The sequence below is a fragment of the uncultured Faecalibacterium sp. genome (assembly GCF_900066275.1).
GTDB classification, from domain to species: domain Bacteria; phylum Bacillota; class Clostridia; order Oscillospirales; family Ruminococcaceae; genus Faecalibacterium; species Faecalibacterium taiwanense.
Genome location: NZ_FMFG01000030.1, coordinates 1 through 21,916 on the forward strand (window position 1 = coordinate 1; position 21,916 = coordinate 21,916).

The 21,916-nt window shown below is 57.3% G+C and carries 20 protein-coding genes and 1 tRNA gene; 10 read left to right on the plus strand and 11 right to left on the minus strand.

Annotation, left to right across the window (positions count from 1 at the left end):
• The first annotated feature begins 483 nt into the window (after positions 1 to 483).
• Complete coding sequence (nrdD, locus tag QZL71_RS09750; protein ID WP_005938935.1) at positions 484 to 2,655, plus strand: anaerobic ribonucleoside-triphosphate reductase; 2,172 nt, start codon at positions 484 to 486, stop codon at positions 2,653 to 2,655.
• A gap of 220 nt (positions 2,656 to 2,875) precedes the next feature.
• Positions 2,876 to 3,433, plus strand: a complete 558-nt coding sequence (gene nrdG / locus QZL71_RS09755; protein WP_005938932.1) for an anaerobic ribonucleoside-triphosphate reductase activating protein — start codon at positions 2,876 to 2,878, stop codon at positions 3,431 to 3,433.
• A 76-nt stretch (positions 3,434 to 3,509) separates the two neighbouring features.
• Here the strand turns inward: nrdG and QZL71_RS09760 are convergent, their stop codons facing one another.
• A complete protein-coding gene (locus tag QZL71_RS09760) occupies positions 3,510 to 5,087 on the minus strand; it encodes a RecQ family ATP-dependent DNA helicase (protein ID WP_294648604.1) in 1,578 nt (525 codons plus the stop codon).
• Between the two features lie 249 nt (positions 5,088 to 5,336).
• On the opposite strand from QZL71_RS09760, the gene QZL71_RS09765 reads away from it, so the two are divergent.
• The 4 genes from QZL71_RS09765 (at position 5,337) to QZL71_RS09780 (ending at position 8,315) form a co-directional block, all read left to right on the plus strand.
• A complete protein-coding gene (locus QZL71_RS09765) occupies positions 5,337 to 6,365 on the plus strand; it encodes a glycosyltransferase family 2 protein (RefSeq protein ID WP_154261215.1) in 1,029 nt (342 codons plus the stop codon).
• A gap of 402 nt (positions 6,366 to 6,767) precedes the next feature.
• Positions 6,768 to 6,965: a hypothetical protein gene (locus tag QZL71_RS09770; RefSeq protein ID WP_294648605.1), complete on the plus strand. Its 198-nt coding sequence runs from the start codon at positions 6,768 to 6,770 to the stop codon at positions 6,963 to 6,965.
• 144 nt (positions 6,966 to 7,109) lie between these two features.
• A complete protein-coding gene (locus QZL71_RS09775; RefSeq protein ID WP_005938917.1) occupies positions 7,110 to 7,361 on the plus strand; it encodes an AbrB/MazE/SpoVT family DNA-binding domain-containing protein in 252 nt (83 codons plus the stop codon).
• A 24-nt stretch (positions 7,362 to 7,385) separates the two neighbouring features.
• Positions 7,386 to 8,315: an alpha/beta fold hydrolase gene (locus tag QZL71_RS09780; RefSeq protein WP_005938915.1), complete on the plus strand. Its 930-nt coding sequence runs from the start codon at positions 7,386 to 7,388 to the stop codon at positions 8,313 to 8,315.
• Between the two features lie 181 nt (positions 8,316 to 8,496).
• Here the strand turns inward: QZL71_RS09780 and QZL71_RS09785 are convergent, their stop codons facing one another.
• The 6 genes from QZL71_RS09785 to QZL71_RS09810 form a co-directional block, all read right to left on the minus strand.
• Positions 8,497 to 9,987 carry a lipopolysaccharide biosynthesis protein gene (locus tag QZL71_RS09785; RefSeq protein ID WP_154261213.1) on the minus strand — a complete coding sequence of 497 codons (1,491 nt, stop codon included), beginning with the start codon at positions 9,985 to 9,987 and terminating at the stop codon, positions 8,497 to 8,499.
• Positions 9,988 to 10,063: 76 nt separating this feature from the next.
• Positions 10,064 to 10,618, minus strand: a complete 555-nt coding sequence (locus tag QZL71_RS09790; RefSeq protein WP_294648606.1) for a M48 family metallopeptidase — start codon at positions 10,616 to 10,618, stop codon at positions 10,064 to 10,066.
• 4 nt (positions 10,619 to 10,622) lie between these two features.
• Positions 10,623 to 11,543, minus strand: a complete 921-nt coding sequence (locus QZL71_RS09795) for a DMT family transporter (RefSeq protein WP_005938906.1) — start codon at positions 11,541 to 11,543, stop codon at positions 10,623 to 10,625.
• A complete protein-coding gene (locus tag QZL71_RS09800; protein WP_143405573.1) occupies positions 11,543 to 12,076 on the minus strand; it encodes a hypothetical protein in 534 nt (177 codons plus the stop codon). The genes QZL71_RS09795 and QZL71_RS09800 overlap by 1 nt, the downstream gene beginning before the upstream one ends.
• A 188-nt stretch (positions 12,077 to 12,264) precedes the next feature.
• On the minus strand, positions 12,265 to 13,557 hold the full coding sequence (locus QZL71_RS09805) for a glycoside hydrolase family 10 protein (protein ID WP_294648607.1): 1,293 nt from the start codon (positions 13,555 to 13,557) through the stop codon (positions 12,265 to 12,267).
• Positions 13,554 to 14,054, minus strand: a complete 501-nt coding sequence (locus tag QZL71_RS09810; protein ID WP_005938897.1) for a hypothetical protein — start codon at positions 14,052 to 14,054, stop codon at positions 13,554 to 13,556. The genes QZL71_RS09805 and QZL71_RS09810 overlap by 4 nt, the downstream gene beginning before the upstream one ends.
• Positions 14,055 to 14,177: 123 nt before the next feature.
• Here QZL71_RS09810 and QZL71_RS09815 point away from each other — a divergent pair, with 123 nt between their 5' ends.
• From QZL71_RS09815 to QZL71_RS09830, 4 genes are all read left to right on the plus strand, one after another.
• Complete coding sequence (locus tag QZL71_RS09815; protein ID WP_294648608.1) at positions 14,178 to 14,597, plus strand: hypothetical protein; 420 nt, start codon at positions 14,178 to 14,180, stop codon at positions 14,595 to 14,597.
• A gap of 71 nt (positions 14,598 to 14,668) precedes the next feature.
• Positions 14,669 to 14,745: transfer RNA gene (locus QZL71_RS09820), tRNA-Ile, on the plus strand.
• 426 nt (positions 14,746 to 15,171) lie between these two features.
• Entirely contained in the window at positions 15,172 to 16,041 is an 870-nt protein-coding gene (locus QZL71_RS09825) for a patatin family protein (RefSeq protein ID WP_242960011.1), read from the plus strand.
• A 716-nt stretch (positions 16,042 to 16,757) separates the two neighbouring features.
• Positions 16,758 to 17,732, plus strand: a complete 975-nt coding sequence (locus QZL71_RS09830; protein WP_294648609.1) for a glycosyltransferase family 2 protein — start codon at positions 16,758 to 16,760, stop codon at positions 17,730 to 17,732.
• Between the two features lie 88 nt (positions 17,733 to 17,820).
• Here the strand turns inward: QZL71_RS09830 and QZL71_RS09835 are convergent, their stop codons facing one another.
• The 4 genes from QZL71_RS09835 to QZL71_RS09850 are packed head-to-tail and all read right to left on the minus strand — an operon-like array spanning position 17,821 to position 21,905.
• Positions 17,821 to 18,753 (minus strand): ABC transporter ATP-binding protein, encoded by a 933-nt coding sequence (locus tag QZL71_RS09835; protein ID WP_118528414.1) that lies wholly within the window; start codon positions 18,751 to 18,753, stop codon positions 17,821 to 17,823.
• A complete protein-coding gene (locus QZL71_RS09840) occupies positions 18,754 to 19,851 on the minus strand; it encodes an ABC transporter ATP-binding protein (protein WP_154256391.1) in 1,098 nt (365 codons plus the stop codon).
• A 13-nt stretch (positions 19,852 to 19,864) separates the two neighbouring features.
• A complete protein-coding gene (locus QZL71_RS09845) occupies positions 19,865 to 20,968 on the minus strand; it encodes an ABC transporter permease (protein WP_294648610.1) in 1,104 nt (367 codons plus the stop codon).
• A gap of 1 nt (position 20,969) precedes the next feature.
• Complete coding sequence (locus tag QZL71_RS09850) at positions 20,970 to 21,905, minus strand: ABC transporter permease (RefSeq protein WP_005936865.1); 936 nt, start codon at positions 21,903 to 21,905, stop codon at positions 20,970 to 20,972.
• Positions 21,906 to 21,916: the final 11 nt, after the last annotated feature.

Here is a 21,916-nt window from a genome sequence, read left to right on the forward strand (position 1 = left end):
TTTGGAAGTCATTCTTTTGCCTCAGCGCTTGGCGCTCAAGTATAATACCACACCCCCGCCTCCTTGTCAACACTTTTTGACAGATTTTTTCCATTCTTTTTTGCGCACGACCGGAAACGGCATCTGACCGTGAGGTATATGCGCCGCAGCTGCTTTGGTGCAGCTTGGCACAAATGCCTTTTCTCTTTGCTTATATAATGTATTATAAAGCTTTCGCCGTATAATATTTTGCGATATTACACCTCGGAAACAGGTGTGCGTTGTCAAGAGGTCTTGGCTCAGATTTTATCCTGAAAATTATCCATGAATTTTGGCTAAAACTCCAAAACGCAAAATGTAGTGGTATTTTCCTTGACTTGCCACTAGATAGTGATAGAATAGAGCTACATTCAGTTTGTTGGATATCGTGTGCGTAAAACGGGTATCTCTTATTGTAAGAGATACCCGTTCACACTGTGCTTTATTTGTTAAGGAGGAGAGCCGATGAAGATCATCAAACGCAACGGTGCAGAGGTCCCCTTTGATATCACCAAGATCATCACCGCTGTTACTAAGGCCAGCGATTCCGTGAGCGGCCAGAGCCGTCTAACCAAGGACCAGATCACCCAGATCGCCGCTGCTGTTACCGACCAGTGTCAGGCGCTGAACCGCGCCGTCAGCGTGGAAGAAGTGCAGGATATGGTGGAGAACCAGCTCATGGACATCAAGGCACATGATGTGGCCCGGCACTACATCACCTACCGCTATGTGCAGAGCCTGAAGCGCCAGACCAACACCACCGATGAGCGCATCCTGAGCCTGATCGAGTGCCAGAACGAAGAGGTCAAGCAGGAGAACGCCAACAAGAACCCCACCGTGAACAGCGTACAGCGCGACTATATGGCCGGTGAGATCTCCAAAGATCTGACCGCCCGTCTGCTGCTGGACCCGGAGATCGTCAAGGCCCATCAGGAGGGTCTGATCCACTTCCACGATTCCGACTACTTTGCCCAGCACATGCACAACTGCGATCTGGTGAATCTGGAGGACATGCTGCAGAACGGCACCGTCATTTCCGGCACCTATATTGAAAAGCCTCACAGCTTCTCCACCGCCTGCAACATCGCCACCCAGATCATTGCACAGGTAGCATCCAACCAGTACGGCGGCCAGAGCATCAGCCTGACCCACCTCGCCCCCTTTGTGGATGTCTCCCGCAAGAAAATCGCCGCTGAGGTAGAAGTGGAAATGGCCGGTCTGGACGTTTCTGCTGAGCGCAAGAAGGAGATCGTGGAGCGCCGCCTGCGCAGCGAGATCAACCGCGGTGTGCAGACCATCCAGTATCAGGTGGTCACGCTGATGACCACCAATGGTCAGGCCCCCTTTATCACCGTGTTCATGTATCTGGGTGAGGCGCGCAATCCGCAGGAGAAGGCAGACCTTGCCATCATCATTGAGGAGACCATCCGCCAGCGCTATCAGGGCGTGAAGAACGAGGCCGGTGTGTGGATCACCCCCGCCTTCCCCAAGCTGATTTATGTGCTGGAAGAGGACAACATCCGCCCCGGCACTCCCTACTATTATCTGACCGAGCTGGCCGCCAAGTGCACCGCAAAACGCATGGTGCCCGACTATATCTCCGAGAAGAAAATGCTGGAGCTCAAGGTGGACAAAAACGGCGAAGGCCACTGCTACACCTGCATGGGCTGCCGCAGCTTCCTGACCCCCTATGTGGACCCCGAGACCGGCAAGCCCAAATACTACGGTCGGTTCAATCAGGGCGTTGTCACCATCAATCTGGTGGATGTGGCACTCTCCTCCAAGGGCAACTTTGAGAAGTTCTGGAAGATCTTCGACGAGCGTCTGGCCCTGTGCCACCGCGCACTGCAGGCACGGCACAAGCGGCTGCTGGGCACTCCCAGCGATGCCGCTCCCATTCTGTGGCAGTATGGTGCACTGGCTCGCCTGAAAAAGGGAGAAAAGATCGACAAGCTGCTGTTCGGCGGCTACTCCACCATCAGTCTGGGCTATGCCGGTCTGTATGAGTGCGTGAAGTATATGACCGGCAAGAGCCACACCGATGCCGGTGCAAAGCCCTTTGCTCTGAGCGTGATGCAGCACATGAACGACAAGTGCAACGCCTGGAAAAAGGCCGAGAACATCGACTACTCTCTCTATGGCACCCCGCTGGAATCCACCACCTACAAGTTCGCCAAGTGCCTGCAGAAGCGCTTTGGCATCGTGCCCGGCATTACCGACAAGAACTATATCACCAACAGCTACCATGTGCATGTGTCGGAGCAGATCGATGCCTTCACCAAGCTGAAGTTTGAATCCGACTTCCAGCGCCTGTCCCCGGGCGGTGCCATCAGTTATGTGGAAGTGCCCAACATGCAGGACAATCTGGAAGCCGTCATAAGTGTGCTGCAGTTCATCTATGACAACATCATGTATGCGGAGTTGAACACCAAGTCGGATTACTGTCAGGTCTGCGGCTATGACGGCGAGATCAAGATCGTGGAGGATGACGGCAAGCTGGTGTGGGAGTGCCCCAAGTGCGGCAACCGCGACCAGAACAAGCTGAACGTTGCCCGCCGCACCTGCGGCTATATCGGCACCCAGTTCTGGAATCAGGGCCGCACGCAGGAGATCAAGGACCGCGTGCTGCATCTGTAACCTTTTTTGTAGAAAGGAAAGCATCCCTGCCCTCTCCGTCATCGCTGACGCGATGCCACCTCCCCCAAAGTGGGAGGCCTTGGCAGTCCATGCAAAGTGTGTGGTTTCGCCAGGGGCTCTCCCTTTGACAGACTTCCCCCGCGCCGGGGGAAGATGGCGAAGCCAAAAGGGGGAACAGGCTGGACGCGAAGCGGCCTGAGAGGGCTAGGCCGCTAAAATTATGAACTACGCAACCATCAAATACTATGACATTGCCAACGGCCCGGGGGTGCGCACCAGCGTGTTCGTGTCCGGCTGCCGCCACCACTGCCCGGGGTGCTTCAACGCCGTGGCGTGGGACTTTGACTATGGCCAGCCCTTCGACAAACCCACCCGCAACGAGGTGTTTGCATCCTGCCAGCCGGACTATATCGCGGGCCTATCGCTGCTGGGCGGCGAACCCATGGAGCCGGAAAATCAGCGGGAGCTGCTGCCCTTCGTGCGCAACTTCAAGGCCTTGTACCCGAACAAAACGGTATGGTGCTATTCCGGCTACACCTGGGAACAGCTGACCGGCAAAGAGCCAAGCCTTGCCCGGTGTGAAGCCACCGACGAGCTGCTGAGCCTGCTGGATGTGCTGGTGGACGGCGAGTTCGTGCAGGCAAAGCACGATATCTCCCTGCGGTTCCGGGGCAGCAGCAACCAGCGTCTGCTGGATGTGAAAAAGACCCTTGCCGCCGGTCAGCCCGTGTGGTGGGAGGACGAAAAGGTGTTCGCCACCCATACTATGGAAAAATAAACACAACAGAAAAAAGCGTCCGGTTTTCCACTTCCTGAACGGAACGTGTGGAAAACCGGACGCTTTCTTTTTTGTTTTACTCTCTGCTGCCCACGGCATCCTCGATGATGCGCAGGAAGGCATTGCCGTAGCGGGCGGCTTTCTTCTCGCCCACACCGCTGATATTCAGCAGTTCATCGGTGCTCAGCGGCTTCTTCTCCACCATTTCCCGCAGGGTAGCATCGCTGAACACCATAAAGGCCGGGATATTCTGCTTTCCGGCCAGCCGCTTGCGCTGAGCATAGAGGGCATTCAGCAGCTTTTCGTCAAACTCGCTCAGCTCGCCTGCCACTGCCTTTGTGCGGCGCGGCTTCTCGCTCAGCCGTCTTGCATTGTCTGCCGCACGGCGCCGGGAATACTCCACCTGCAGCTGCGCTTCCTGCTCTGCAGCCAGACAGCAGGAGCAGTTGCCGCATTTCTTTGGTGCAGCTTCGCCGAAGTAATGCAGCAGAAATCCCCGCAGACAGTCCTGCGTGGTGGAATAGAAGGTCATGTACTTGAGCCGCTCCTCCGCCTTGCGGGCCGCTTCGGCCTTTACATCGGCGGGCAGGCCGTTGTCTGCCTCCATCTCCTTTTCAATAAAGAAGCGGATGGTGCGCACATCGGTGCCGGAATAGAGCAGCGTGCACCGGGCGGGCTGTCCATCGCGGCCTGCACGGCCTGCTTCCTGATAATAACTTTCCACATCCTTGGGCATATTGTAGTGGATTACGAACCGCACGTTGGGCTTGTCGATGCCCATGCCGAAGGCATTGGTGGCTACCATGATCTGCACCCGGTCGTAGAGGAAATCGTCCTGATTCTTCCGCCGGGTATCCGCGTCCAGCTTGGCATGGTAGGCCGCAGCCCGGATACCGCGGCTCTGCAGCAGGCGGGCAGTCTCATCCACCTGCTTTGTGGTGCTGCAGTAGACGATGCCCGCGTTGTCACCCTCTTTCAGCACAAGATCCAGCAGCTCCTTCGGCTTCTGGCTGGGCAGGGCGCGCCGGGTCTCAAAATAGAGGTTGGGCCGGTCAAAGCTGGTGGTCACCTCGTAGGGCTTCTGCAAGGCCAGCTGTTCCCGGATGTCGTCCCGCACATGGGCGGTGGCCGTGGCCGTGAATGCGCCCACCACCGGACGGCTGGGCAGGCTGTCCACAAAGGCTTTGATGCGCAGGTAGCTGGGCCGGAAGTCCTGTCCCCACTGGCTGATGCAGTGGGCCTCGTCCACCGTCACCATGCTGATCTCCCGCTCCTGTGCAAACCGCTGGAAGCCGGGCATTTCCAGCCGCTCCGGTGCCACATAGATGATCTTGTACCAGCCTTCCCGGGCGCGGCGCAGCATCAGGGCCTTCTGGTTATCGTTCAGGCTGTTGTTCAGAAACGCCGCCGCCACACCGGCCTGCACCAGTGCCCCCACCTGATCCTTCATCAGACTGACCAGCGGCGACACCACGATGGTAATGCCCGGCAAAAGCAGCGCCGGCACCTGATAGCAGATGGATTTGCCCGCACCGGTGGGCATCACCGCCAGTACATCCTGCCCGGCAAGCAGGCGGCTGACGATCTCCTCCTGTCCCGGGCGGAAGCTGTCGTAGCCGAATACCTTTTTTAAGATCGAGTGCGGGTTTTCCATGGGTCCCTCCGTATCATAGAATAGGTTTTTTCTGCGCAATGTCTTCAAAACCATATCAGTATACCACAAAAGCCGGGCTTTTGCGCAGGTGCAGAGCCGTTTTTTTGGCAAAAAGCACGAAATGTCAAAGGTAATTTTTTTGCAAATGATAGCTTTTCAGGCGCGAAAATGATATAATAGGAGCACATAACTCCATGTCCGGCGTTTTTTTGTGCGCCGACTGTTGATAGAAAAAGGAGCAATCATCTTATGCAGCAGAAACTCATCACCTTTGCCGTTCCGTGCTACAACTCGGCGGCATATATGCGCCATTGCGTCGAGACCCTGCTTTCTGCCGGAGAGCAGGCCGAGATCATCCTTGTGGACGACGGTTCCGTGAAGGACGATACCCCGGCCATCTGCGACGAGTACGCCGCCAAATATCCCACCATCGTCAAGGCCATCCATCAGGAGAACGGCGGCCACGGTGAGGGCGTCAATCAGGGCATCCGCAACGCCACCGGCCTGTACTATAAGGTAGTGGACAGCGACGACTGGCTGGACACCGACGCCCTGAAAAAGGTTCTGGCCCGCCTGACCACTCTGGTGGCCCGCGGCACCGCGCCGGACATGATGATCTGCAACTATGTGTACGAGCATGTGGAGGACAACACCACCCTGACCGTGCGCTACACCAACGTGTTCCCGCAGAACCGCCTGTTCAACTGGACCCATGTGGGCCACTTCCGCCCGGATCAGAACATCCTGATGCACTCGGTGATGTACCGCACCGAGGTGCTGCGCAAGTGCGGCATGGTGCTGCCCAAGCATACCTTCTATGTGGACAACATCTTTGTCTACCAGCCCCTGCCCTACGTCAAGAGCATGTACTACATGGATCTGGATCTGTACCGCTACTTCATCGGCCGTGCCGACCAGAGCGTGAACGAGAGCATCATGGTCAAGCGGGTGGATCAGCAGCTGCGGGTCACCCGGCACATGATCGACTGTCAGGATCTGGATGAGCTGAAGGATCAGAAACGTCTGCACGCCTACATGGTGCACTATCTGTCCGTGATGATGGCCGTGAGTGACATCTTCCTGCTGCTGGACGGCAGCGACGAGGCAAAGGCCAAGCGCACCGGGCTGTGGCAGTACCTCAAGGACCACGTAAGCACCGGCGTTTACCGCGCCGTACGCTACAATCTGGGCGGTCTGACCGACCTGAAGTTCCCCGGCGGCGACAAGCTCACTCTGGGCGTCTACCGCCAGCTGCGCAAGGTCTTCAAGTTCAACTGATTGTTTGAAATTTACTTCTTCCGTCACGTCTTACGCCGTGCCAGCTTCCTCAAAGAGGGAGCCTTTGGCAGAATGGAACACTTCTCCTTCTCGCCAGAGCCTCCCTCCGTGAGAAAGACTCCCCCGGCCGGGGGAGGTGGCACGAAAGTGCCAGAAGGGGAATGGGTGGCATCGCGCAGCGATGACGGAAGGAGTTTCTTTTATTTGCCCGACCGGAGCTCTTTGCCGGGGCTCCATATTCCGGTTGCTTTTTGTCTGGGCGGATAGTATATTGGACGTATATGCGTCTTTTCTGGCTGTGCTGCGTTTTCCCTTTTCGTTCTTTCCTTTCGCTGATCGCGGGCCCGCTGCAGTGATGCTATCCAGAAGTACCTCGGCATCACCCTGCTGCCGCAGGCCGGTGTGGCACTGGGCATGGCTGCCACAGCCGCCCAGCTCTCGGACGGCCACATGGTGCGCAACGTGGTGCTGTTCTCGGTGCTGGTGTATGAGCTGGCAGGCCCCACGCTGAACAAGATCGCACTGACTGCCGCTGGAGAGATCCGTCCCGAGGGACGCACCAGCGCCCGTGTGGAGAACAAGCCGGAAGAAGTTGCATAAAAGGTTGTTTTTTGTCGAAATGTCACGCAATCATTGACGAACCCTGTTATTTTTTGTATACTGAGCATAGCGCCACTGGAACAATTTTCCTATTGTGTCACAGACTGGCTATCACAGGAAAAGGATAAAGGAGAATGGAATACTATGAAAAGTACCGGTATCGTCCGCGGCATCGATGCGCTGGGCCGCATCGTTCTGCCCAAGGAGCTGCGCACCAGTATGCATCTGGACACTGACACCAAGCTGGAGATCTTTGTGGATGGCGACTCCATCGTGCTCAAAAAGCATCGGCCCGCCGGCAGCTGCGATTTCTGCGGCGAGGTGGATGAGTCTTCGGTGCAGTTTGCGGGCTACTGCATCTGCCCGGCCTGCCGCCGCAAGATCGGTGCACTGTAAAACACACAAAAAGGAGGCTCTGCTATGAGCCAGATGATCGATTTCACCGTCCCGTCCACTGTGCCGGGGCGGACTTTGCATGCCTTCCGCTGTGTGCCGGAGGGTGAAGTAAAGGCGGTTCTGCAGTTGTCCCACGGCATGGTGGAATTTATTGACCGCTACAAGCCGCTGGCGGAATATCTGGCCGGGCGGGGCATCCTTGTTACCGGCCACGACCATTTGGGCCACGGCGGCTCCATCCGCACCAAAGCGGACTACGGCTACTTTGCCGAGCCGGACGGCAACCGCGCCGTTCTGGCCGACCTGCACGCCATGACCGTGCGCACCAAAGAGCTGTACCCGGGCGTGCCTTATTTTCTGCTGGGGCACAGCATGGGTTCGTTCTATGCCCGGCAGTATTTGTGCGAGTATGGCAGCGAACTGGACGGAGCCATCATCATGGGCACCGGCTTCCAGCCCAAAGCGCTGGTGCAGTTTGCCAAAGCCCTCTGCCGGGTGCTGGCGGTCTTTCATGGCTGGCAGTACCGCAGCAAGTTCGTGGCCAACATGTCCTTTATGGGCTACAACAAAGGGCTGGAGGGCCGCACTACCCACGACTGGCTCAACCGCGATCAGGCCGAGGTGGACAAATATCTGGCCGACGAACGCTGCACCTTTACCTTTACGCTGAACGCCTACTACAGCATGTTCAGCGGCATCCTGCGCCTGCACGACCCGGCGTTCCTTGCAAAAATGCCCAAAGACCTGCCGCTGCTGTTCTTGGCTGGCGATGCCGACCCGGTGGGCGAACAGGGCAAGGGCGTGCAGCGTGCCATCCAGAGCCTGAAAGATGCCGGTGTGCAGAACATTGAGTGCAAGCTGTACCCCGGTGCCCGGCATGAACTGCTGGTGGAAACGAACCATCAGGAAGTGTTTGAAGATATCGGCAGCTGGCTGGAAAAGCATCTTGCCTGATCTGCCGCATCCGTTTTACCGTCATTCTGAGGAATGGCGGTACTTTTTGCCCTAATGGCTGGCGGCACTTTTGCCAGCCTGACCGGCAAAAATGCCCGGCACTGAATGTTTTCCCGATTGCTGAAAAAGTCCCCGGAACCAGCGTTCCGGGGACTTTCTGCGTTTATTTTCAGTTATGCTGTTATGCTTTCTTGGGTGCGATCCAGCCGTCGATCACATTTACCAGTGCCTTGCCGCGGCGGCCCAGAAGCTTGGGCAGCAGGACACGGGCCATGGCCCACACACCGGCAAAGTTGTACAGGATGATCAGTGCCGTGATGATGCCGGTCCACAGGCCGTAGAGCGGCGTTTCGGCCAGCAGCACAAAGGCTTCGATCACCAGCGCAGCCGCGTTCACCAGCACGCGGCCCGGATGTACCTGCATCCCGATCATGCGGTGGGCATCGATGGCGCGCAGGGTGAACACCAGCGCAAGGCCAAGGAAGGACGCATAGGTAGCGCCCACAGGCCCCCACCACTTGATGAAGAAGTAGTTCATGATGCAGTTGCTCACAGCACCCGCCATCATGGTGATCATGCTGCGGGCGGACTTTTTATTCACCACATACACGCTGTTCATGAACTGGTTGAAGCAGCTGCAGGTGGAAGCCAGCACAAGGAACGGCACAAAGTGCCATGCATAGTAGTAGTTGGACTTCATCACGTGCATCACCGGGCGGCACAGCCAGATGATACCGGCTGCGCAGCAGAACAGCACACTGGAATAGGTGCGGAAAATTTTGGTAAAGAACTTTGCGCGGCCCTCTTCCTCGGTCACAGCGGAGAGCTGCCATGCATCGTAGAAGATCAGGCCCAGCGTAGTAAGGATGGTGGGCAGGAAATAGCCGGTGGAAAGCAGGCCGCTCCATGCATTGCCGTCGCGGCCGTCCAGGCCGTTGCACATCTCACGCACAAAGAACAGGTCGGATGCGTTGATGATCCAGAAGCTGATCTGTGCCGGGATCATGGGCAGCGAGAAGCGCAGCATCTGCTTCCACAGATCCTTGTTGATGCCCTTCAGCTCCACATAGTTCCACAGCTTGCCGGTGAACATCAGGAACAGCACACTGGAAAGGTCGCCGCTGATGATGGCCAGCAGGTAGCCGTTGGCACCCCACTTGAAGCCCACCAGATACAGCACGTAGAAAGCCATAGTGGCTACGGTGCACAGCACGCCGTCCACGGCCACCAGCTTGTTCCACTGGCGGCTGCGCACGAACTGGGTGCACAGGGTGCGCAGGCAGCTCATGAGCACATAGATGTAAATGAGCAGGCCGTACTGTGCCATATCGGGCAGGAACTGCGCAATGGGCCAGCACAGTACCAGAATGCCAAAGCCGCCCAGAATGGTCAGCAGGCCGTTGGTGAACACCTGTTTTTCGCTGTTGCCCTTGTCCAGACCAAAGCGGATGATGGCGTTGGACATGCCCATGGACACGAACGGGATGAGCAGGTTCGCGTACTGGCTCAGGATCTTGGAAAGGCCCAGATCCGAGATCTCCGCCATTGCATAGGTAAGGAACGGCTGGACGATCAGGGTGAGCAGCTTTGACGAAAAGCTGGAAATGGCAAAGATCAATGTGTTGCCGGCAAGCTTTGAATATTTATCGCCGGACTTTTTTTCGTTTTCCAAGGGAACTTCCCTCCTGTTTTACAATTCGGATGCGGGCCGGTCTGTGACCGCCCGCATCCGCTTTCCCACTATTTAGTCACTTTAAAAGCGCCCGCCGGGCTTTCCAGTCCGGCAGCAGCTTTGCCACCTCGGCCCAGAACGCCGGGCTGTGGTTGGGCTGCAAAAAGTGGCAGTACTCATGCACTACCACATAAATCTGCGCCGCCGGGGGCATATGATACAGCTGCAGCGCAAAGGTGATCTGCCGCTTTGCCATAAAGCACACGCCCCACCGGCTGGTCATGCTGCGCACTTTGATAACAGGCTTGTGCCCGCCCAGCACTCCGGCAAAGGCCGGGTAGACCTTATCGCTCATGGCCGTAAAATAGGCCAGCGCTGTTTCCTTATCCGGCAGAGGCCGCGCTTCCTGCGCTGCGCGCCGCATGGCACGTTCCCGGGCCTGCTGCACCCAGTCGGCGCGTGCGGCCACAAAGCGGTCTGCCGCTTCTGCGCTCGTCCGCAGGGGGATGCTCACCGCCACGGTGCCATCCTCCCGCACACGGATGTTCAGGTTCTTGACCCGTTTGCGGGTCAGCTCGTATTGGATGCCGCCTGCCGTGCGCAGCTGTGTCTCCTGCTTTCTGCTCGCCATGAAGTCAGGTAGTCTTTTTTGCCCGGTGCAGCATTTCCAGCGGCAGCTGGGCCAGCACCACAGCAGCAAAGATCAGTACGCAGCCAAAGACTTCCCGGGCAGAAAGGTTCTGGTGCAGCAGCATCCAGCCGCCCAGCGCACTGAACACGCTTTCCAGACACATGATCAGGCTGGCAATGGCGGGGTTCAGGTCCCGCTGGCCCAGGATCTGCAGGGTGTAGGCCACGCCGCTGGACATGATGCCGCAGTAGAGGATCGGCAGCGCATTCTCCGCGAACTGCGCTGCGGAAGGTGTCTCGAACAGCAGAGCCGCAGCGGTGCTTTCCACCGACACCACCAGAAACTCGGCAAGGCTCAGCCGCACGCCGTCCACCTGCGGGGAAAAGTGGTCCACCGCAATGATCTGGAAGCTGAACAGCACCGCACAGCTCAGCAGGAGCCAGTCGCTGGACTCGATGCTGCCAAAGCCGTTTTTCATGCACAGCAGATACAGGCCCAGCACGGCCACCACCATGCTCACCCACAGCTGCGCACTGCCCTTCCGGCCCAGAAACAGGCCGAACACCGGCACCAGCACCACATACATGGCGGTCAGGAAGCCGGCCTTTGCCGTGGACGGATTGATGGTAATGCCGATCTGCTGTGCAGCGGATGCAGCAAACAGAAGGGTGCCGCACACAAAGCCTGCCGCCAGCAGCTTTTTCTTCTCGGCAGCAGTTTTGGGCTTTGCATCGGTGCCGCTTTTGCGGCGGATGGCATCAAACACCATCACCGTGGGGATCAGCACCAGTACAGCCAGCCAGCTGCGCCCGGCCAGAAAGCTGTAGGCTCCCATGCCGGAACCGGCGCTCTGGGCCACAAAGGCTGTGCCCCAAATAAGGGAGCACAGCAGCAAAAGCAGAGAGTTCTTGGTTTGTGTGTTCATCAGCCAATGCCCTCCACCTTCAGCAGGCCGTACAGGTAGTACTTGCTGGAGTCATAGGAGATAGTCACACGGTACTGCGCCGCCGGATCCAGCCCGGAGATGGTGCAGCGGTAGTCGGTGCCGTCGGTATGGATATAATAGGTGCTGTCGGTCACATATTCTGCGCCGCCGTCCACCTTTTTCCACACGGCCACCTTGAACCGCTGGGTGCCCTCAGCCGTGCCGCAGCCCATAATGCTCAGCGTGCCGGAGGGCACGGTAAAGTAGCTGGTCTGGCGGCTCCAGATGCCGTTGAACACTGCATACAGGCAGCCATCCGCCGTGGCCGTGGCAAACTTGGCCGAGGAGTCTGCAATGCCCTGAATGATCAGCGGATCACTGGTCTGGTCGGCCCAGCGGGTAGTGTCCTCTTCCTGCACTTCGTCTGAAGTGCCCGATGCCTTGTGCACGATGCTCTTCAGGGTGTCCTTGCAGCCGATCAGGCCCACTGCAAGCACCAGCGCCATCAGCAGCACAACGATCCTTTTTTTCATCTTCATACGTTTCCTCACGAAGCAATGCGCTTCTCTTTGTTTTTCATCCCTCCGCCCTGTTCTTGTACAGAGCAGATACAGATATAGTATACCGCATTTTCCGGCGCTGTACAAGACATTTGTCCTGTGCCGTACTGCAAGAAAAGCCCCGCCGGGGCTTTTCTTTTTGTGCGGTTTGCCGCCTGATTTTACGTTTCTTTGCCAGTGACCGCCCGCAGGGCAGCACACTCGGCAGCGGCCTGCTCCGGTGCACCTGCACCAAACAGACTGCCGTACCGGTACAGCGCCCAGCCGCCCGCGTTCTGGCTGCGCAGGTCCTGCACCTGCCGGGCCAGCACATCGCCGGTGCTCCAGCCGCTCACGCTGTCCGGGTTCGCGCCGCCGTCACCTGCGCCCACGCGGTACGCACCCAGCCCGAAGTACAGGGCCACGCCCTCTGCGCGCGGGTACGCCAGCCACGCGGGCACGATGTTCTCAAAGGCAAATCGGGTGCTGCCGCTCTGCAGCGTGTAGCCATAGCCCCAGTAGATCTGCGGGCAGAGATAATCCACCACCTGTTCTTCCCCGCCCGCAGCCAGCCACGCCGTCACATCGCTGTACTGGCTGTTGAGGTCGTTGTCGGGATTCCCCTGCGGACTGATGCCAAAGCGCAGCGTCGGGTCTGCAGTCTTCACCGTGTCGTGCACCTTCTTGACCAGAGCGGTCACGTTCTGCCGCCGCCATGCTGCAAGGTCTGCCGCACCGCTGGCCGCAAACTGCGCCGCATCGATGCTTTCTTCGGTCGTAGGGTAAAAATAATCGTCAAAGTGGATGCCGTCCACCGCGTAGTTCTGCAAAAGCTCGGCCACGCCCTGCACCACATAGTCCGCCGCTGCAGGCTCGGCCGGGTTCAGATACAGCCCGTCGCCCACTGCACACACCCATTCCGGGTGGGCGTTGGCAAGGTTGTTCTCTGCCAGATTCGGCGGCATGGCTGCAGAGGACCGCAGCCGGTAGGGATTCAGCCACGCTTCCACCGAAAGGCCGCGCCCGTGGGCCTCCTGCAAAAGGATGTCCAGCGGGTCAAAACCGGGGTCCTGCCCCTGCACGCCGGTGCACAGGTGGCTCCACGGGAACAGCTGGCTTTTGTAAAGTGCATCTCCGAAGGGCCGCACCTGCGCAAGCACCGTGTTCAGCCCAAGGCCCGCGCAGTTTTCCAGCATTTGCACGCACCCGGCGCGGAAGGCATCCGCCGAGGAAAAATCCATTGCTGCCCATTCCAGATAGCTCACCCATACGGCCCGCCACTCGCCTGCAGGCAGGGCAGGGTTCTCAACAGACTGTTTTTCTGCTTTTGTTTTGTCCCGTTTGGAAAACTTTTTTCTGCGCAGCCACAGCCCCGCACCCACACAGGCAGCAGCACCGGCCCCCGCCAGAAAGGTGCGCCGGTTCACACGGCGCGGTTCCGCTTCCGTTTTTTTGGACTTGCGCCGCTGGGTCACAGGGTCTCCTCCTGGGTCTTATACAGCACAAGCGCTGCCCAGCCACGGGCGCAGGCCAGCAGCACGAACATGATGTTCGTCCAGAAGGCAAGGGCGCTCATGCCCGCATACTTCGTCAGCAGCCAGAACAAAAGGCGCAGCGCTTCCGAGATGCACACCAGCTGCAGCGGGCGCTGGATGGGTCTGCCGTGGCCGTACTCGATGGCAAGCAGGCCCGGCCACACCAGTGCCGAGCACAGGTCGCCCGCCCAGCCGCCTGCAGCCAGCTTGCTGAGCATCAGCAGCACGAACACCAGCGTGTAGCTGCGCTTATCCTTGGCGGGCGCACCCTTCTGTGCGGCCAAAAACAGCACTGCAATGCCGGTGATGCAGAACACGATCAGTTCCAGCCCCGAAAAATCCATGCCGCCCAGCACGGCAAAGCCGCCCAGCATGGACATTGCCGCTGCCGCCAGCAGGAAAAAGTACCAGGTCTTGCGTGTAAATTTGAGCTTCATTGTGTTCCTCCCGCCTGCAGCAGTGCGCAGGCTCCTGACAAAATTTTCAAAGAATTAAAAATATTATAGCACAAAAGTATGCGGGTTGTGTTACAATAAGAAAAACTCTTCAGGAGGATCTTCATGAACGCCGCAGTTTCCATTATCCTGTTTGCCGCCGTACTTGGCGTGATCGTTTTTCTTTTGTCCCGGCGCGAGAATACCCGCCGCAGCCAGTACGGCCCCGCCGGCCTTTCGGAGTTCCGCACCGACCTGCCGCTGGACGAGTGCTTCGACCGGCTGGACGAGCACAGGGATGCCGACGAGTTCGTGTACGAGTGCCGCCGGGAAAAGGACGGCGGCTTTCTGCTGCATCTCACCCTGCACCAGCCCACCCAGCAGCCGCTGGACACCCTGTATACCCTCCGGCTGGACCCCGGTCGTCAGACCGTAGTGACCCTGATCTTCATCCGCGAAGCCTTTGGCTACAAGGAGCCGCTGTTCCCGCAGGAAATGCTTGATCGTTTTATGCAGCAGAAGCTGGATGCCCACCGTACCAAATAAAGTTTTGTGTAAATGCTTTTCATTTTGCGCTGTTTTTGGTATACTTGTAAGTGCCGCAGCGCAGAATATGCGGGCTAGTAGCTCAGTTGGTCAGAGCTGGCGGCTCATAACCGCTTGGTCCCGGGTTCAAGTCCTGGCTGGCCCACCAAAAAAGCACGAGATTTTGCTCTCGTGCTTTTCTTTTTGCATGAATAGGCGCTTTACTTGTACAATTCTTTGCTCATCTGTTTCCGAATCTCATCACGTCGTCTGTCGTAGACCTGCGTGTAGATTGCAAGGGTCGTGCTGGGCTGAGCGCGTCCGGCTTCTGCGGCCACCGTTGCCACACCGATATTGGGATTAGACAACAGAATGCTGACGAAGGCGTGCCGGAACATATGCGGATGGATTTTTTCGATTAGGGGTACATATCACAGAGCACATGATACGCTGGCCGTTTTTGTTTGCCCCCCATTGCGGCAGATCCTGCTTTCTGCCGCAAATTGCATCAGATCCCGCCGTTTGCTCAATGAGTATTTCCCGCCGTCCCGTTATACTGGGAGAGAAATGGAATTAAACGATGGAGGAACAGACCATGAAATACGGTGTCATCGATGTGGGTGGCGGCCTGCGGGGCATTTACGGCGCTGGCGTGCTGGACCGCTGCCTGGAGGAGGACCTCCGCTTCGATCTCTGCATCGGCGTTTCGGCGGGCAGCGCCAATATGACGTCCTATCTGGCAGGCCAGCATGGGCGGAACAAGCCCTTTTACGATGAATACTCCTTCCGCAGGGAGTACATGAGCGTGCACAACCTCATCCGCAAGCACTCCTATCTCGATCTGGGCTATGTCTACGGCACCCTCAGCAATGCAGGCGGCGAGAATCCGCTGGATTACGCGGCGCTTGCCCGCAGCCCGGCAGAGCTCTGCGTGGTGGCCGCTAATGCACAGAACGGCGAGGCGCAGTATTTCACCAAGGCAGACCTCCACCCGGACGACTACCGCGTCCTCATGGCGTCCTGCTGCATCCCGGTCATCGACCAGCCCTGCGTCATCGACGGCGTGCCTTATTTTGATGGCGGCCTGGCCGACCCCGTCCCGCTGGAATGGGCCTTTGCCCACGGCTGCGACCGGGTGGCTCTCATCCTGACCAAGCCCATCGGGCTGGTGAGTAGTGATGCCCGGGACAAGCATCTGGCACACCTGCTGCAGTCGCATTACCCCGCTGCAGCCGAGGGGCTGCGCCGCCGGGCATGGCGGTACAACACGGCTGTCCAGCGGGCGCGGGAGCTGGAGCGACAGGGCCTTGTCTGCATCATCGCCCCGGACAGCACCGAGGGAATGTCCACCCTGACCAAGAACCGCGCCTGCCTTGAAAAAATGTACGCCAAAGGCAAACAGGACGCCGAAGCGCTGGTGCGGTGGATGCAAAACACCAAACAAGATGAATCGGTGGGCACCTAGAGATGAAACCCGTTCACTTCCCTTGACAATATCCGCCCCGGACATTATACATATGATATGTACATACAGACAAAGGAGCCTGGAGCGGTATCGCTCTGGGCTTTTTGCATTTTGTTGTTCTGCTGCGGACAGATAGAGGGGGTCCGCAGCAGAGGAGTAGAAAACCTCCTTCCCGATTTCTGTAAAAGAAAAAGCTCACCTTCAATTTTAGAAAGTGAGCCATGTAAAGCCAAAATGGTAACAGTAAGTGTCGAGTTTCGTAGGTGAAAATTTTCACCTACCGTTTCACCTACAAAGAGCCGTTTTAGAGACAAAAAGATACCAAAAGTTACGTCAAAGTACACAAAGTCACTTTTATGGAATTATCAAATAGCCATAAAATTTCACAAGAAAAACGGGATTTCAAAATTAGCGACGTTCTCATAACCGCTTGGTCCCGGGTTCAAGTCCTGGCTGGCCCATAACAAAAAAGAGCACCCATCGGGGTGCTCTTTTTTGTTGCCAGTCAGGACTTGAACAAGGCGGCGACGCGAAGCGACGCAAGTAAAGCCCCGGTGGGGCTTTACTTAGCCTGCGGGTCCCAGCGCATAGGAATGTCAAAAGGTGTCGGATGCCGTTCTGAGGGCCAGCCAGGACTTGAACCCAAAACTTATAAAGTTCTCATTGCGGAATCCCTGCTCCCATGATATGATTAAACCAGCTTGGAGGAGGATATCATGCAGAATACAAATAACGAACTCGTGTCCGTCATTGTTCCGGTATATAAAGTAGAACCCTATCTGGACCGGTGTGTCGCCAGCATTCTGGCCCAGACATATCCGAACCTTGAGGTGATTCTGGTCGATGATGGTTCTCCCGATAACTGCCCTGCACTCTGTGATGCATGGGCACAGCGGGACGCACGCATCAGGGTCATCCATAAGAAAAACGGCGGCCAATCCGATGCCCGGAATGTGGGACTGGATGCGGCATCCGGTGCGTACATCTCCTTTGTTGACAGCGATGATTACATTGCAGAAAATTTCATCGAGACCCTTTATGATCTGCTCCATGAGTACCACACCGATATTTCTGCCGTCCATTGGAAACTCGTCTATGCTGACGCGCCGGAGGTCCCTGCTCCGCCTTCTTCCCGAAACGTTACGCTCTTTCAAGGTGCTGATGCCATCCGGGAGCTTTTTACGGAGGATACCTACGCATGTTATGCATGGAATAAATTATGCAAACGGGAACTGTTTGACACCATCCGGTTTCCGGTCGGTCGTGTTATGGAAGATCTTGGCATTGCACACAAGATCCTGTTCGACGCAGGGCAGATCGCGTACTCGGACGAACCCCTGTATTACTATTATCAGCGCGATGGCAGCACTCTCCATACAGACTGTATAAAGTTCTTTCAGGACAGGCTTGCGATGGTCACAGAGCGTTATCTGTTTCTTGAAAAGCTGTACCCCGACATGCTGGAAAACGATGCCTATTTTGTGGATATGGCCCTGAATGATTACCCGATCCTCTATCGTTCTGCCTTAGACCCTGAATCGGATCAGCTCATCCGTCATGCCTACCAAAAGAGCCGTTCTATTTTGTCCTTCTACAATAAAATGCGCTTTGCCTTTTTCAGCCGGAGCAAAGCCCTGTACTACTTTATCGAACGCCGCAACTGCAACCTTGCCCGCTACGATAACTGCTGAATCTCCTGCATTCCATTCCTTTCTGCGTCATTATAATAAAACAAAGAAGGAGCGTTTCCACGCGGGAACGCTCCTTCTTTGTTTACTATCATTTACACCATTTTGCAAACTCTTCGTCGGTGCACTTGACATAGTGGCTGCCGCTCACATGGTGATCGGTGCCCTTGTTGTAATCGATGCCGGAAGTGGCGTAGTCGTAGGTCTCAGCCACGCGGCGCTTCTCCACAACGGGGTTCGGCAGCGGGATGGCCGACAGCAGGCTGCGGGTGTAGGGGTGGATGGGATTCTCGAAGATCTCTTCGGTCGTACCCGTCTCCAGCAGGTGGCCCAGATGCAGCACGCCGATGCGGTCCGAGATGTACTTGACCATGGAAAGGTCATGCGCAATGAACAGGTAGGCCGTGCCGGTCTCCTGCTGGATATCCTTCATCAGGTTGACCACCTGCGCCTGAATGGACACGTCCAGCGCCGAGATGCACTCATCTGCGATGATGAGCTTGGGGTTCATAATGAGGGCGCGGGCAATGCCCACGCGCTGGCGCTGGCCGCCAGAGAACTGGTGGGGATAGCGCTCGGCATGTTCGGGCGCAAGGCCCACCTTGGCCAGAATTTTCTCCACCTTTTCGCGGCGCTCTTCGCGTGTCTTGTACATGTGGTGGATGTCCAGACCCTCACCGATGATATCCTCCACCTTTTTGCGGGGGTTCAGGGACGCCATGGGGTCCTGAAAGATCATCTGCATCTGGGTGCGCAGGGTGTTGTTCTGGCTGTGGTTCAGCTTGCCACTGATATCCTGCCCATCAAAGGTGATCTTGCCGGCAGTGGGGTCATACAGGCGGATGACGCTGCGGCCGATGGTGGACTTGCCGGAACCGGACTCGCCCACCAGACCATAGGTCTCGCCGGGATAGATCTCAAAGCTGACATTGTCCACAGCCTTGACGGTATAGCTCTTGCTCACGCGGAAATACTGCTTCAGGCCCTCGACCTTCAGCAGCGGAGCAGCATTCTGTCCTGCCATTTATTCCGCCTCCTTGATCTTTTCTGCCTCGGCACGCATGCGGGCAATGCGCTGAGCAAGCTCAGGCGGCATGTCCACCTTGGGTGCGCGGGGGTCCAGCAGCCATGTAGCTGCATAGTGGGTGTCGCTGATCTTGAACATGGGCGGGTCAACTTCGTCGTCGATGTTCAGGGCATAATGGTTGCGCGGCGCAAAGGCATCGCCCTGCTTCTCATGCAGCAGGTTCGGCGGCGAACCCGGAATGGTGTACAGACGGTCGTCTGCGGTGTCCAGATCGGGCATGGCGGAAAGCAGGCCCCATGTGTAGGGGTGGCGCGGCTCGTAGAAGATCTCGTCGATGGTGCCGGTCTCCACGATCTTGCCTGCGTACATCACGTCCACATAATCGGCCACCTTTGCCACAACGCCCAGATCGTGGGTGATGTAAATGACCGAGATGCCGCGCTCACGCTGGATGCTGCGGATCAGCTCCAGAATTTTGGCCTGAATGGTCACATCCAGTGCCGTGGTGGGCTCGTCACAGATCAGCAGGTCGGGGTCGCAGGCCAGTGCAATGGCAATGACCACGCGCTGGCGCATACCGCCAGACAGCTGGTGCGGGTAGCTCTTCATGCGCTTTTCGGCATCGGTGATGCCCACCTCTTCCAGCAGCTGCACAGCCTTTTTGTAGGCGGCATCCTTGGGCATCTTGTAGTGCCACAGCATGCCCTCCATGATCTGCTTGCCGATGGGCATGGTGGGGTCAAGGCTGGTCATGGGGTCCTGAAACACCATGGCGATGCGCTTGCCGTTGATGTGGCGGCGGATCCACTTTTTGTCCTTCTGCAGCAGATCCACCGTCTCGGGGCTGCCGTCGGCGTGATGGTAGCTGAACTGGATGGAACCGCTGTTCACAATGGCGTTCTGTGCCAGAATGCCCATGGCGGCCTTCATGGTAACGGACTTGCCGGAGCCGGATTCGCCCACCAGCGCCACCGTTTCGCCCTTGTACAGGTCGATGTTCACGCCGCGGATGGCGTGCACCGGGCCTGCGGTGGTCTTAAAGGTGATATCAAGGTCTCGCACCGACAAGACCTGTTCTTTTTTCTTTTCAGGCATGGGGTGTTCCTCCTTACATACTCTTCATCTTGGGGTCCAGAGCCTCGCGCAGGCCGTCGGCCACGAGGTTGAAGCTCATCATCAGCAGACTCATGACCACCATCGGCGGGATGATCTGATAAGGATGGGTGGTAAAGCTGTTGTACAGCTCGCTGATCAGAGAACCCAGCGAGCACTGCGGCACCGGGATGCCCAGACCCACAAAGGACAGGAATGCCTCGGTGAAAATTGCGGTGGGGATGCTGAACATGACCTGCGTAATGATGGGTCCGATGATGTTGGGCAGCACTTCCTTGAAGATGATGAAGAAGCTGCCTGCGCCCAGCGTGCGGGAGGCCAGCACGAACTCCTGATCCTTCAGCTTGAGCATCTCAGCGCGGGCAATGCGGCTCATGCCCACCCACTCGGTGAGCATCAGGGCAAAGATAATGGTGATCATGCCGGGTTTGAGCACCAGCAGAAGCAGCGTGACGATCACCAGACGGGGGATGCCGTTGGCAACTTCCAGGAAACGCTGCATCATCATATCCACCTTGCCGCCAAAGTAGCCGGAGATCAGGCCGTAGCTCATGCCGATGACCATATCGATGATGGCGGCGGCAACCGCGATGATCAGGGACACGCGGGCACCCTCCCAGGTACGGGTCCAGATATCGCGGCCATAGGTGTCGCTGCCGAACCAGTAGTAGACATCCTCCTTGCCCTTTTCCACATAGGCATTCACTGTCTTGGAACCGGTGGTGGTGCTCATTTTCTCGTCACCGTTGAAGATTCCGAAGTTTTCCAGCATCTGCACGCGGGGCGCAAAGTTTTTCTGGCTCAGCTCCTGACCGGAGTAGGTATACTCGTTCATGCCGGGGCCAAATGCCGCCAGCAGCACGATAAAGACAACGAGGATCAGGCCGAGCACCGCGCTCTTTTTGCGGAAGAAGCGCACCCGCACATCCTTCCAGAAGCTCTGTGCGGCAAAGTTCGAGTCCATTGCGATCTCTGCGTCGTTATGCTTGAGCACAAAGTCCTTCTCGTTGAAGGTATGCTCGGAATACATGGTATCCACTGCGCTGACGATGGCATCAGCCGTGGCTTCGCCGCCCAGGTGAATCGCTTTTTCTGCCATATCAGTCGTCCCCCTTTGCCAAGCGGATGCGCGGGTCGATGATGCCGTACAGCAGGTCAACGACCAGCATGATGCCAATGTACATGGCACTGTAGATGAAGCTCAGGCTGATGACCACATTGTAGTCGTTGGACTGGATGGCCGTCACCAGCAGGCTGCCCACGCCGGGAATGGCGAAGATCTTCTCCACCACCAGCGAGCCGGTCATCAGGTCCACGATCAGCGGGGCCAGCACGGTGATAATGGGGATCAGCGCGTTGCGCAGCGCGTGGCGGAAGATCAGCGCCGGGCCGGAAATGCCCTTGCTCTCGGCCAGCAGCATATAATCGGAGTCCAGAACCTCGATCATTTCACTGCGGGTAAAGCGGGCAATGGAAGCCATGGTGAACATGGACAGCGAGATGCTGGGCAGCACACTGGAGCCGAACACGTCCTTTGCGGAGAACAGCATGGGGAACCACTTGAGCTTGAAGCCAAAGGTATAGCTCAGGGCCAGTGCGATCACGTAAGACGGCACCGACACGCCGATGACCGAGATGATGGTGGCCAGAGTGTCGAAGATGGTGTCCCGCTTGAGGGCTGCAATGATGCCGAGCACAAGGCCCACGATGGCACCCAGTGTGACAGCCATGCCGCCCACACGGATGGAAATGGGCAGACGGGACTGGATCAGCTGGGAGATGGGCGTGTTCTTGGAGATATTGTAGCTTACGCCGAAGTCACCGCGCAGCATGTTGGTCACATAGCGGAAGAACTGCACATAGATCGGCTGATCCAGACCGTACTTTGCGTACAGGGATGCGCGCATTTCCGGCGTCAGCTTTTCATCGTTGAAGGGCGAACCGGGCATCAGCTGCATGAGGATGAACAACACCAGCAGGATGGCCAGCAGCGTAAACAACGAAGTGATGATACGCTTGAGCGTGTATTTTTTCACGTTGGGTAGAC